The organism is Herbaspirillum sp. CAH-3, assembly GCF_009668275.1.
GTDB lineage: Bacteria > Pseudomonadota > Gammaproteobacteria > Burkholderiales > Burkholderiaceae_D > Herbaspirillum > Herbaspirillum aquaticum.
In genome coordinates this window covers 293,062-306,242 of record NZ_VSWE01000001.1, presented here as the reverse complement: position 1 = coordinate 306,242, position 13,181 = coordinate 293,062, and the positions used below count along the sequence as shown (strand labels likewise).

Sequence of the window (13,181 nt, the reverse complement as noted above, 5' to 3'; positions counted from 1 at the left end):
TTCATCATGGCAGTTCTGCTCACCACCAACCACGGCACGATCAAGATCGAACTGGATGCCGAGAAGGCCCCCAAGACCGTTGAGAACTTCCTGGCCTACGTCAACGCCGGCCACTACAACGGCACCATCTTCCACCGCGTCATCGACGGTTTCATGATCCAGGGCGGCGGCTTCGAACCCGGCATGAAGCAGAAGGAAACCCGCGAGCCGATCGAGAACGAAGCCAAGAACGGCTTGAAGAACGAGCCCTACACCCTGGCCATGGCCCGCACCGCCGCACCGCACTCGGCCTCGGCGCAGTTCTTCATCAACGTCAAGAACAACAGCTTCCTGGACTACCCGGGCCAGGACGGCTGGGGCTACTGCGTCTTCGGCAAGGTCGTCGAAGGCACTGAAGTGGTCGACAAGATCAAGGGCGTCAAGACCACCCGCGCCGGCATGTTCGCCGACGTGCCTGCTGAAGATGTGGTGATCGAGAAGGCAGAAGTGGTCTGAGCCTGATCCGGATCGCTGACTTCACCGACCATGACTGATTTCCAGTTCATGCAGAAAGCGCAACCGACGGTTGCGCTTTTTGTTTCCGACCTCCATTTGCAAGCCGCCCTGCCCCGCACCACGCAAGCCTTTCTCTCCTTCCTGCAGAGCCATGCAGTACGGACGCAGCAACTGTACTTGCTGGGTGACGTGTTCGAGTACTGGGCCGGTGACGACGACCGTACTGCTCCCTACAACCAACTGATTGCTGACGCATTGAGAACTGTACAGGCGCAAGGTGTGCAACTGTACTGGATGGCGGGCAACCGCGATTTCCTGGTCGGCCAGGCATTTGCCGATGCCGCCGGGCTGACGCTGCTCGACGACCCGCACGTCATCACCGCCGCCGGCCGAACGCTGGCCCTGGCCCATGGCGACGCGCAATGCACCGATGACCAGGCCTACATGGCCTTTCGTGCGCAGGTGCGGCAGCCGGCCTACCAGCAGCAGTTCCTGGCCATGCCGCTGGCGCAGCGCAAGGCCATCATTGAAGGTATCCGCAAGAACAGCCAGGACGCCAACCAGAGCAAGGACATGGCGATCATGGATGTGAATGCCGGTGCCATTGATGCGCTCTTCGCGCAGACCGGGACCGATGTCCTGATCCACGGCCATACGCACCGCCCTGCCCTGCATCGCCTGGACGGCGGCAAGCTGCGCTATGTGCTGCCGGATTGGGAATACGACGTGGAAACGCCACGTGGCGGCTGGATCAGCCTGACGGCCGACGGCGCGCTGCACCGGCATGATGTGAACGGCGACGAGATCGCCTGATCCCGCACAGTTCACAGCCTCATCACTTCATCGCTGCGGCACAGGCCGTGGCGAACTACGCAGCCGGCCTGAACCCGGCTGCGCCCCTGCTCCTCAATCGACCAGCCGGTTCAGTTGCGCGGCGTCGAATTGTCCGGCCTCTTCAAGGCGTCGACACCCTATCCCCGCACCCTGCAAGGCGGCCAGCACGGCTTCCAGTTGCTGCTCCTGGGTGGCGACCTGGTTGATGAGCCCATGCAAGGCCTTCGACAGCGGATCATCGCCATTGGGCATGACGCCATAGGCCGCAAACAGGCGCGCTGCGGCCTGCTCACGCCCGGACGGCACGGCATTGCGCTCGACGATGCGCGCCGGGTTGCCCACGGCGGTGGCGCCGGCCGGCACTTCCTTGGTGACCACCGCATTGGAGCCGACCTTGGCGCCATCCCCGACCGTAAAGCCGCCCAGCACCTTGGCGCCGGCACCAATGATGACACCGCGCCCCAGCGTCGGATGACGCTTGGCTCCCTTGGCCAGCGAAGTGCCGCCCAGGGTCACGCCCTGGTAGATGGTGGAATCGTCGCCGACGATGGCGGTCTCGCCGATCACCACGCCCATGCCGTGATCGATGAACACACGGCGGCCGATGGTCGCACCCGGATGGATCTCGATGCCGGTCAGCGTACGGCCGACCTGCGAGATGAAGCGGCCCAGCCACTTCAGGTCGGCCTTCCAGCAAGCCTGGGCCCAGCGATGCAGGATCACCGCATGCAGGCCCGGATAACAGGTCAGCACCTCCCAGCTGTTGCGTGCGGCGGGGTCGCGCTCACGGATGCTGGCGATGTCTTCTCTGAGTCGGTTGAACATGGTGTGCTTCCTGAAACGTTGAATGAAAACGGCTACTGAAGTGAAATTGAAGTGATCCAACAATGGAACGGCAAAAAAAATCGCCGGACGCGAAGTCCGGCGATGGTGTCATGCGGGATGACCGGACTTACTTGGGCAAGCGCTGGCGTCGCGCCTCGTACAGACAGACGCCGGAAGCCACGGAGACGTTGAGGCTCTCGACCGAACCGAACATGGGGATGTTGACCAGCACATCGCAGGTCTCACGGGTGAGACGGCGCATGCCTTCGCCTTCGGAACCCATCACCAGTGCGGTGGGACCGGTGAAGTCGCCTTCGTAGAGGCCCTTCTCCGCATCATCGGAAGTGCCGATGATCCATACACCGCGCTCCTTGAGGTCGCGCATGGTGCGGGCCAGGTTGGTGACGGTGATGTAGGGCACGGTGTCGGAGGCACCGCTGGAAACCTTCATGGCCGTGGCATTCAAGCCCACGGCGCGATCCTTGGGAGCGATCACGGCATGCGCGCCGGCACCATCGGCCACACGCAGGCAGGCGCCCAGGTTGTGCGGATCGGTGATGCCGTCGAGGATCAGCAGCAGCGGCGGACCGACCACCGCATCCAGCAGTTCATCGAGGGTGCGCGCCAGCGACAGCGCAGCAGCCTTGGCTACCACGCCCTGGTGACGGCGCGTACCGACCATGGCGGCCAGGCGCTGGTCGTCGGCCTGGATGATGCGTACATTGGCTTCCTTGGCGGCATGCAGCAAATCCAGCATGCGGCGGTCGCGGCGCTCGGCATCCACGTAAATCTCGTCCACCGAGGAAGCCTCGTGGCGGATACGGGAGGTCACGGCATGGAAGCCGAAAATCATTTTGCTCTTCATAGATCCTGCTTGTGTCTTTCGTCTTGCTTGGTGGGGCATGTGCCCCGCGTTCCATCAAACCCGGCCTGCGCAAACCGCAGGTCCGGGGACATGCTCATCGCTTCTTCTTGCCCTTGGTGTAGCCCTTGGATGCCGCGCGCTTGCGGTCGGCTTCGCCGGGGCGTGCCGGGGCGGTGCGCGCAGCACCAGCTTTGGCCTTGGCGCCACCCTTGGGCTTGCTGCCCGCTGCAGCCGCAGCTGGCTTGGCGGCAGCGCCCTTCTTGCCGCGCGCGGCAGGCTGAACTTCAGCCTGGGCTTGCCTGCCACCACCGGACTTGCCACGCGCGGCGTTTTCAGCGCGCTTGGCTTCGTTCTTGATGAGGGTGCGGATGCCCGGCTCGTTGACCAGTGCCAGGTCGATCTTGCGCGCATCCAGGTCCACGCGGCTGACCTGCACGGTGACGCGATCGGTCAGCTGGTAGCGGATGCCGGTGCGCTCGCCGCGCAGTTCGTGGCGCGCTTCGTCGTACTGGAAGTAATCGGCACCCAGTTCGGTGACGTGCACCAGGCCTTCGATGTACAGGGCATCCAGTTGAACGAAGATGCCGAAGGTGGCCACGCCGGCGATGGTGCCGGTGAATTCCTCGCCCAGCTTGTCGCGGATGAAGTAGCACTTGAGCCAGGCTTCCACATCGCGCGAAGCTTCATCGGCACGGCGCTCATTGGCCGAACAGTGCAGGCCCAATGCTTCCCAGATCGCCAGGGCGCTCTCGCCACGCGGCTTCTTGCCGGCGGCCTTGTCGGCGGCACGCTGCTGCGCCTGCGCCTTGCGGGCGGCGGGCGAGATCGAGGTGTTCAGCGCCGTGCTGTCGATGCCCTTGGGCTCATAGCGCTTGCCCTGCAGCACGGCCTTGATGGCGCGGTGCGTCAGCAGGTCGGGATAGCGGCGGATCGGGCTGGTGAAGTGCGCATAGGATTCATAGGACAGGCCGAAGTGGCCGATGTTGTCGGGGCTGTAGACCGCCTGCTGCATCGAGCGCAGCAGCATGGTCTGGATCAGCACCGCATCGGGACGCGCCTTGACCTTGGGCATGAGCTCGGCGTAATCGGACGCGCTGGGGGTGTCGCCGCCGCCCAGGGTCAGGCCGATCTGCTTGAGGAAGGTGCGCAGCTGCGTCAGCTTTTCCTTGGTCGGACCGGCGTGGATGCGGTAGAGCGCCGGATGATCGTGGCGCTTCAACAGGTCGGCCGCGCAGACGTTGGCGGCCAGCATGCATTCCTCGATCAGGCGGTGCGCATCATTGCGGGTGCGCGGCAGGATCTTCTCGATCTTGCCGGCGGCGTTGCAGACGATGTAGGTCTCAGTGGTCTCGAAGTCGATGGCACCGCGTGCCTGGCGTGCCGTCAGCAGCGCCTGGAAGACTTCGTAGAGGTGCGTCAGGTGCGGCACCAGGCCGATGCGGCGCGCCGCTTCCGGGCCCTTGGTATTGGCCAGGATCGAGGCCACTTCGGTATAGGTCAGGCGGGCTGCCGAGTGGATCACGGCCGGATAGAACTGGTAAGCCTTGATCTCGCCCTTGGCGGTGATGACGGCATCGCACACCAGGGTCAGGCGGTCCACGTCCGGGTTCAGCGAGCACAGGCCGTTGGAGAGTTTTTCCGGCAGCATCGGGATCACCCGGCGCGGGAAATACACCGAGGTGCTGCGCTCGAGCGCATCCACATCCAGCGCGTCGTTGGGCTTGACGTAGTGGCTCACGTCGGCAATGGCAACGATCAGGCGATAGCCCTTGGTGCGGCCGATCTTGACCGGTTCGCAGTAGACGGCGTCATCGAAGTCGCGTGCGTCTTCGCCGTCGATGGTGACCAGCGGCACGTCGCGCAGGTCGACGCGATCCTTGAGGTCGGCGGCCTTGACTTCGCTGGGCAGCTTGGAAGAGAGCTTCTTGGCGGCTTCCGAGAATTCGTGCGGCACGCCGTACTTGCGCACGGCGATTTCGATTTCCATGCCGGGGTCGTCGATGTCACCGAGGATCTCGACGATCTTGCCCACCGGCTGCGTGTAGCGGGAAGGATGTTCGGTCAGCTCCACACTGACCACCTGCCCGGCCTTGGCCTTGCCCGGGGGGCCTGCCAGCAGCACGTCGTGGCCGATGCGCTTGTCTTCGGGGGCGACCACCCAGACGCCGTTTTCATTGAGCAGACGGCCGATCACGTGGGTGTTGGCGCGCTCCACCACTTCGACGATGGTCCCTTCGGGGCGGCCACGGCGGTCGGTGCCGGTGATGCGGGCCTGCACGCGGTCGCCGTGCATGACCTTCTGCATTTCCTTCTCGGGCAGGAACAGGTCATCGGTGCCTTCGTCGGGCAGCAGGAAACCGAAGCCATCGCGGTGGGCCGAAACACGGCCCAGGATGAAGTCCGGCGAATGGGTCAGCTTGTAGTGTCCGGCGCGATCCGGCTTGATCTGGCCGTCGCGTTCCATGGCGTTGAGGCGGCGCGTGAGGCCATCCATTTCTTCAGGCTTGACGCCGAGCGCGGCGGCCAGCGCGGCAGCATTTTGCGCGCCCGAGGAAGTACGCAGGATGCCGAGGATCTCTTCCCGGCTGGGAATGGAATAGGGGAATTGGCTCAAAAGTTTCGTTTCGCGCAATTGTTATAAATGCCAAGGCGAAAGTCGCCCAGGCGGACGGATGTGCCTAGTGTAACGGAGTTGCGGCCATTTACCTAACCGCAATACGAAGCTTAAAAAGGGGCGAAGCATCGTATTGCAACGAAAATGATGGAACGGCATCAAAAAAGTTGTTGACATCGCCCTCAGACCAACTATAATAATGGTCTTCGCTTTACAGCGCAGCCCACGTGGCGGAATTGGTAGACGCGCATGGTTCAGGTCCATGTGCCGCGAGGTGTGGGGGTTCGAGTCCCTCCGTGGGCACCAAAACAAAAAAGGTCGATTGATGAAAATCAATCGGCCTTTTGCGTTTTGGGGTCCACGAGCAAGGCCGGACGGGGTCGCGGGACGTGACCGAGGTCCTCCGTGCGCAGCAAAACAAAAAAGGCCGATTGACGAATGAACTGCACCCCAAAAGTTGGACATCAATCCAATCTTTGGGGTGTTTTTCATGGCGAAGTACGATGAGCGTTTCAAGCTAAAAGTAGTAAAGCAGTATTTATCGAGTTTAGAGAGCTTGGCAAGGATCAGCGCTGAGCATGGTGTTGGCGCCTCTGTTGTGAGGCGTTGGGTTCGGCTTTATGAGGCGCATGGAGTTTCAGGCTTGCTTCGCAAGGGGGCGAGCTATGACGCCCACTTCAAGCTCCAGGTTCTTAAGCGGATGCAGCGCGAACATTGGAATCAAGAGCAGACGGCAGCCGCTTTCAACATTCGTTTTGCCGGCCATATCGGCAAATGGGCGCGCCAGTATCATAATGGCGGTCTCGACGCACTACAGCCCCGCCGCAGGGGGCGGCCCAAGTCTATGAGCACCAAGCGCACCAAGTCTCCCAAGGTAATCGTTCCAGAGAGCGAGTTGACCGATAAGCAGATCATTGCCCGCCAGAATCAGGAATTGATTGAGTTGCGCGCGGAGGTAGCGTACCTAAAAAAACTCGATGCCTTGATCCAAGAGAAGCGGGCAACTGCGCAGAAAAAGCCCAAGCAGTAACTGGATTAAGGCAGCACTATCCGCTGGCGGCCTTGCTCAAGGCGGCCGATCTAGCGCGCAGTACGTATTACTATCAGGCAAAAGCGGCTCAAGTCGTTGATAAGCATGTAGAACTCAAGAAGGCCGTCGGCCAGATATACGCACGCCACAAGGGGCGCTACGGCTACCGACGCATCACCGCTACGCTACGTCAGACGGGGCAATGCGTGAATCACAAGACCGTACAAAAGCTGATGCAAGCTCTGGGGCTGAAGTCCTTGGTGCGCCCGAAAAAATATCGTTCGTATCGAGGCGACATGAACCGAACCGCTCCGAACGTGCTTGCACGCCGGTTCGAGGCAGATCGCCCCAACCAGAAATGGGTTACCGACGTGACTGAGTTCAAAGTCGGAGATCAGAAGCTGTATCTGTCGCCGGTGCTGGACTTGTACAACGGCGAGATCGTCGCCTACGAGACCAGTACACGCCCGCAGTTCGGACTGGTTCAGAACATGCTCAAGAAAGCGCTCGGCCGTCTTGATTCACAAAACAAGCCCTGCTGCATTCTGACCAGGGGTGGCAGTATCAACACCCAGCTTACCAACGCCTGCTGGCCGACAATGGTCTGGTGCAGAGCATGTCGCGCAAAGGGAATTGTTTGGATAACGCAGCGATGGAGAGCTGGTTTGCCACACTCAAAACCGAGTGCTTCTACTTGAACCGCTACGACAACGTCGAGCAACTCAGAACTGACATCGGAAAGTTTATCCACTACTACAACCATCAACGTATCCGGCTCAAACTGAAAGGCCTGAGTCCGGTGCAATACCGGACTCAGGCCTTGGCCAGCTAAGTTTTTAAACCGTCCAACTTTACGGGGTCAGTTCAGAAAGTCAGTCGGCCTTTAGTTTTTTGGGAACCGCGAGCAAGGCGCCTGCGCGCCCTGCCCTGGTTTTCTTATCCCTTCAAACGAAACACGCTCACGGTCTCACTCAAGCCCGCCGCCTGCTCCTGCATCTGCCGCGCCGCCGCAGCCGCCTGTTCCACCAGCGCCGCATTCTGCTGGGTCGCTTCGTCCATCAGGTTGATGGCCTGGTTGACCTGCTCGATCCCGTCACTCTGCTCCTGCGAAGCCGAGGTGATTTCGGCCACGATGTCGGTCACGCGGCGCACGCTGGCCACCACTTCTTCCATCGTCGAACCAGCCTGCTCGACCAGCTTGCTGCCCGCCTCCACCTTGCCCACCGAGTCACCGATGAGTTCCTTGATCTCCTTGGCGGCACTGGCCGAACGCTGCGCCAGGGTACGCACCTCGGAGGCCACCACCGCAAAACCGCGCCCCTGCTCGCCTGCGCGCGCTGCTTCCACGGCGGCATTGAGGGCGAGGATATTGGTCTGGAAAGCGATGCCATCGATGACCGCAATGATGTCCACGATCTTGCGCGAGGAATCGTTGATCGAGCCCATGGTGGCCACCACCTCCGACACCACCGAACCGCCCTGCACCGCCACCTCCGATGCCGACACCGCCAACTGGTTGGCCTGGCGCGCGTTATCGGCGTTCTGCTTCACGGTCGAGGTCAGTTCTTCCATGGCCGAGGCGGTCTCTTCCAGCGAACTGGCTTGCTGCTCGGTGCGATTGGACAGGTCCAGGTTGCCATCGGCGATCTCGCTGGAGGCCGTGGCGATGGTATCGGTGCCTTGGCGCACCCGGGTGACGATGCCCACCAAATTGTCATTCATTTCCTTGAGTGCGCGCATGAGCTGGCCGGTTTCATCCTGGCCGCGCACCTCGATATGGTTGTCCAGCTGCCCCTTGGCCACGCGGTTGGCCACGTCCACCGCCTTGTGCAGCGGTGCCGTGATCGAACGCGTGATGGCCCACGCCAGGGCCACGCCCAGCAGCAGCGCGACTACGCCCAGCACGATCATGAGCGTACGCGCATTGCGGAAGAGACTATCGATTTCTGCGGTCTGGTTCTTGATGCGGTCGGACTGCATCACGGCCAGCTTGTCGATGGCAGCCAGGTAGACGCGCGTACTCGGCAGCAGCAGCTCGTCCACCGCCTTGCGCGCCCCCTCTTCATTGCCTGCGTCTTTTTCCTTGAAGACCTGCGCATTGGCCGCCAGCACCACCTTGCGGCGTTCGTTGATCTCGGCCAGGGCAGCACGCCCGGCATCATCGGTGATCAGTTCTTCCATGCGCTTGACCAGCTCATTGTTCTTGCTGATGGTGGCACCGATCTCCTGCTTGTAGAACTTCTGCTGTTCGACATCCGGATTCTTGGCCGCGGCCACGATGCGCCCGACGTTGAGCTCGATGGAGCGATAGAAGGTGATGACCAGCCTTTCCTTGACCAGCGCGTCATTGACCATCGTGTCATTGAGGTTTCCCACCGCTTGCAGCCGCCCCACGCCAATGGCGGCAATCACCAGCATCAAACCCAGAATCGCGGCAAAACCCAGCCCCAGCCGGGTGCCGATCGTCATGTTCTTCATTGTTTCCCCATCTCCCATTGCACGAGACGCATGCGGATCGCAGCGCCCTCCCTCGTTCTCCGCATCGTATGCGGATACGTGATTATCGGCCAGACGATAGCCTCCTTGAGATGCGACGGGTCAAATCCATGAAAATCTTTTATCATTCACCCAAAACGCTACCAACCAGTAGCCACCGCCGCAACGTGATTCCGTTCGCGCGGGCCGAAGTCAAACCCATTGAAGAAGAACACCAACGCAATGCCCCAATTCGACAAGTCCCTGGTCTGGTTCCGCCGCGACCTGCGCCACACCGATCATGCTGCCCTCTACTACGCGCTCACGCAGAGCCAGTCCGTGTGGTGCGTGTTCGTCTTCGATACCGACATCCTCGATGCCTTGAAGGCCGATGGCGTGAAGCAGGATCGCCGCGTCGACTTCCTGCTGGCCAGCGTGGCCGAACTGGATGAGGCCTTGCGCAAGGCCGGCGGCGGGCTGATCGTGCTGCACGGATCGGCCGCCACATGCATTCCGGACTTGGCCGCCGAGCTGGGCGTGCAGGCGGTCTTTGCCAACACCGACTATGAGCCTGCGGCCATCGCGCGGGATGCGGCCGTAGACAAGGCCCTCAAGAAACACGGCGCACAACTGCTGAGCTACAAGGACCAGGTGATCTTTGAAAAGGACGAAGTACTGACCCAGTCGGCCAAGCCCTTCTCGGTCTTCACGCCCTACAAGAATGCGTGGATGGCCAAGCTGGCCGCCGCCGGTGGCGACTTCTACCTCAAACCCTATCCGGTCGAGAAATACTTCAGGGCCTTGGCCAAGCCGCCAGGCAAGGCGCATCACGGACTACCTTCGCACAAGGCCCTGGGCTTCCAACCCAGCAACCTGCAGGAACTGAACATTCCGACCGGCATGTCCGGTGCCCAGTCCCTGCTGGAGGACTTCCTGGGCCGTATCGGCGCCTACGGCACGGCGCGTGATTTTCCGGCAGTGAAGGGGCCATCCTACCTGTCGATCCACCTGCGCTTCGGCACGGTCTCCATCCGCACGCTCGCGCGGGCCGCGATGCAGGCCATGCATGCCGGACAAGGCGCGGCGGGTGCGGCGGTCTGGCTGTCGGAGCTGACCTGGCGCGATTTCTACTTCATGATCCTGCACCACCATCCGCGCGTGACGGCCAAGGCCTTCAAGCCCGAGTACGATGCGATCAAATGGGAGCACGGCAAGCACGCCGAAGAACTCTTTGCCGCCTGGTGCGAGGGACGCACCGGCTATCCGCTGGTAGACGCCGCCATGGCGCAGATCAACCAGACCGGCTACATGCACAACCGCCTGCGCATGGTGGTGGCCAGTTTCCTCACCAAGGACCTGGGGATCGACTGGCGCTGGGGTGAGAAATATTTTGCGCTCCATCTCAACGACTTCGACCTCTCGGCCAACAATGGCGGCTGGCAGTGGGCGTCGTCTTCAGGCTGTGATGCGCAGCCCTACTTCCGCATCTTCAACCCGGTCACGCAATCGGAGAAGTTTGATCCGGAAGGCAAGTTCATACGCCGCTACCTGCCGCAACTGGCCAAGCTCTCGGACAAGCGCATCCATGCACCGTGGACGGCCACCCCCGATGAGCGCATGACGGCCGGCGTGACGCTGGGAACGAACTATCCGCGCCCCATCGTGGACCACGCCGAGGCGCGGGAACGCACGCTGGAACGCTATGCCGTGGTCAAGAAAACGGAAAAGGCCGAATAAGCGCGCCGCGCTACTTCAAGCACCACAAGCACCACAAGCACGGCAAGCAAAAAAAACGGACCCGCGGGTCCGTTTTTGCATGCGGCCGACCCATGTCTGTCATTCCGACATCACCGGCTCGACCTTCTTGTCCTGGTCAAAGCGGATGGGTGGCACGCGCCGCACCATCCACAGCCCTGCCAGCGCGGCCACGATGGCAATGGCGATGCCCATGTGAATGGCCCCGACCAGCGCCTCGCGCGCCGCTTCCAGCAAGGCCGAGCCATCATGTCCGGCCTGCATCAGCTGGGCCAGCAGCACCGACTGGATGTCATGGTTGACCAGCACTTCCGGATCACTGAAGTCCTTGAGCCATTGCGCCGCGTGGTCTCCTTCCAGGGCCTTCTGCACGCCTGCGCCATACATCTGGCTCACCAGCGTGCCGGTGATGGCCGTCCCCAGCATGCCGCCGATCATGCGCAGTGACTGCAGCAAGGCAGTGGCGATACCCAGGTGCTCGCGTGCGGCAGCCTGCTGGGCAAACACGGTGAGATTGGGCAAGACCAGGCCCAGCCCGAAACCACCGGCCAGCATCACTGCCAGCAGGAAGCCATTGCCGGTCGTGCGATCACACAGCACCACACCCAGGCAGGACGCAGCGATCAGTGCAAAGCCCAGGTTCATCATCAGGTTGGGATTGGGAATGCGCGTGATAATGCGGCCATTGACGATGCTGGCCACGGTAATACAGGCCACCAGCGGCGTGATGAGCAGCCCGGCTTCACGCGGGCTCAAACCGAATCCGCCCTGGAACAGCAGCGGCGCATACATCAGCAGCGAGAACATGGCAAATCCGGCCAGTACCGACAGCAGGAACAGGCTGGCCAGCGCACGGTCACGCAGCATTTCAAAGGGCAGGATGGGCTGCGCGGCGCGCTGCTCCCACTTCCAGAGCGCATAAAAGGCCGCCACCGAAACCGCCAGCAAGAGCAGCATGCTGCCGGTGATGCCGCGCTTGGGCAGCAGTTCGACCAGCAATTGCAGGCTGCCCAGCGAGAGCGAGATCAACAGCGCACCCGGCCAGTCCAGCCGCATCTTGCCCGCGTGCTGCATGTGGCGGATGTGGGGTACGAAGCGCCAGACGAAAAACAGCGACAGCACGCCGATGGGCAGGTTGCAATAGAACACCCAGCGCCAGCCCAGCCCTTGCGTGAGGAAGCCGCCCAGCGAAGGACCGACTGCCGTGGCGATGCCGAAGGAGGCCGACAGGATGATCTGCCAGCGCAAGCGCACGCGCGGATCAGGAAACAGGTCAGCGATGGAAGCGAAACAGGTGCCCACCAGCATGCCCCCGCCAATACCCTGCAGCCCGCGCGCGAGCACCAGGAACAGCATGCTGTTGGCCATGCCGCACAAGGCGGAAGCACCGACGAAGACGATGATGGAGGCAATCACGAAAGGCTTGCGCCCGAAATAATCGCCGAGCCGTCCGAAGATGGGCACGGTGATGACCGAGGTCAGCAGATAGGCCGTGGCGACCCAGGCATAGAGTTCAAAGCCCTTGAGTTCGGCCACGATGGTCGGCAGCGCAGTGCCGACGATAGTCTGGTCCAGGGCCACCAGCATGATGACGAAGCAGATGCCCAGCGTGGCCAGCAGGGATTCGCGGAACGGCAGGACTTGGCCGCTGGAGTGGGCGGCGTCGGTGTGTAGGGCCATGTGCGGAGAACGAATGTCCGAAGTTGCGCGCGTGCGCCAATCCGACATTCTAGCGCTGAGCGGCATGGCCTGCCTTGCGTGCTACAGCAGCAGTTCGTAGCGCTGCTCGTTGAGCTTGACGCCCCAATGCGAGCCGATGCGCTCCTCGGTGAGGATGAATCCGTGACGCTGGTAGAGGTTGTGCGCGGCGTGCAGGCCCTCGAAGGTCCACAGGTAGATCGAGGGGAAATCGCACTGCGCGCAGAAGCGGATGGCCTCGCTCAGCAGGGCATCGCCCACGCCGCGTCCACGCAATTTTTCGGAAGAGATGAACCAGCGCAGCCAGGCGCCCTGCTGCTGCCCATGCTGGCCGTCGATGGTCAGCGAACCTTCGACGCGGCCATGCACGGTGGCCGTCCAGAAGCCGTCACGGCTGTCGTCGTAGCGGCTCATGAAGGCCGCCAGTTCAGTGGCGATGCGGGCTTCGAAATACACGCCGAAGCTCCAGTTTTCGGTGTAATACGCCGCGTGCAGCTCGGCTACACGCCCGATGGCGCCGGGCAGATAGCCGCGCCGGATGTGGATGTCGTCCATGGCTTGCCTCCCCAAGATGGGCGGCGCTGGCCGTG

9 protein-coding genes, 1 tRNA gene and 1 pseudogene are annotated in these 13,181 nt (G+C 62.1%); 5 read left to right on the top strand and 6 right to left on the bottom strand.

The genetic code is table 11. The annotated features are described in order from the left end of the window. The first annotated feature begins 6 nt into the window (after positions 1–6). Positions 7–495, top strand: a complete 489-nt coding sequence (locus FYB76_RS01445) for a peptidylprolyl isomerase (RefSeq protein WP_013233868.1) — start codon at positions 7–9, stop codon at positions 493–495. Positions 496–525: 30 nt separating this feature from the next. Continuing rightward, positions 526–1,308 carry a UDP-2,3-diacylglucosamine diphosphatase gene (locus FYB76_RS01440; protein WP_154132447.1) on the top strand — a complete coding sequence of 261 codons (783 nt, stop codon included), beginning with the start codon at positions 526–528 and terminating at the stop codon, positions 1,306–1,308. Positions 1,309–1,401: 93 nt separating this feature from the next. Here FYB76_RS01440 and cysE read toward each other — a convergent pair whose 3' ends face one another. From cysE to rnr, 3 genes are all read right to left on the bottom strand, one after another. After that, positions 1,402–2,154 (bottom strand): serine O-acetyltransferase, encoded by a 753-nt coding sequence (cysE, locus tag FYB76_RS01435; protein ID WP_154132445.1) that lies wholly within the window; start codon positions 2,152–2,154, stop codon positions 1,402–1,404. Positions 2,155–2,281: 127 nt separating this feature from the next. Then, entirely contained in the window at positions 2,282–3,019 is a 738-nt protein-coding gene (rlmB, locus tag FYB76_RS01430) for a 23S rRNA (guanosine(2251)-2'-O)-methyltransferase RlmB (protein ID WP_013233865.1), read from the bottom strand. Between the two features lie 94 nt (positions 3,020–3,113). Further along, the gene (rnr, locus tag FYB76_RS01425; RefSeq protein WP_154132444.1) at positions 3,114–5,633 is read right to left on the bottom strand and encodes a ribonuclease R; all 2,520 of its coding nucleotides are present in this window, start codon (positions 5,631–5,633) and stop codon (positions 3,114–3,116) included. Positions 5,634–5,854: 221 nt separating this feature from the next. Between rnr and FYB76_RS01420 the strand changes: the two genes are divergently transcribed. Both FYB76_RS01420 and FYB76_RS01415 read left to right on the top strand, forming a co-directional pair. After that, positions 5,855–5,939 (top strand) — tRNA-Leu (locus FYB76_RS01420). A gap of 184 nt (positions 5,940–6,123) precedes the next feature. Beyond that, a pseudogene (locus FYB76_RS01415) lies at positions 6,124–7,495 on the top strand (IS3 family transposase). 104 nt (positions 7,496–7,599) lie between these two features. Here the strand turns inward: FYB76_RS01415 and FYB76_RS01410 are convergent. Further along, positions 7,600–9,141: a methyl-accepting chemotaxis protein gene (locus FYB76_RS01410; protein WP_154132443.1), complete on the bottom strand. Its 1,542-nt coding sequence runs from the start codon at positions 9,139–9,141 to the stop codon at positions 7,600–7,602. Between the two features lie 240 nt (positions 9,142–9,381). On the opposite strand from FYB76_RS01410, the gene FYB76_RS01405 reads away from it, so the two are divergent. Next, entirely contained in the window at positions 9,382–10,875 is a 1,494-nt protein-coding gene (locus tag FYB76_RS01405) for a deoxyribodipyrimidine photo-lyase (protein WP_154132441.1), read from the top strand. A 99-nt stretch (positions 10,876–10,974) separates the two neighbouring features. Here the strand turns inward: FYB76_RS01405 and FYB76_RS01400 are convergent, their stop codons facing one another. Both FYB76_RS01400 and FYB76_RS01395 read right to left on the bottom strand, forming a co-directional pair. Then, positions 10,975–12,573, bottom strand: coding sequence for an MDR family MFS transporter (locus FYB76_RS01400; RefSeq protein WP_154132439.1), 1,599 nt, complete (start codon positions 12,571–12,573; stop codon positions 10,975–10,977). Positions 12,574–12,654: 81 nt separating this feature from the next. Next, complete coding sequence (locus tag FYB76_RS01395; protein ID WP_088754266.1) at positions 12,655–13,146, bottom strand: GNAT family N-acetyltransferase; 492 nt, start codon at positions 13,144–13,146, stop codon at positions 12,655–12,657. Positions 13,147–13,181 lie beyond the last annotated feature (35 nt).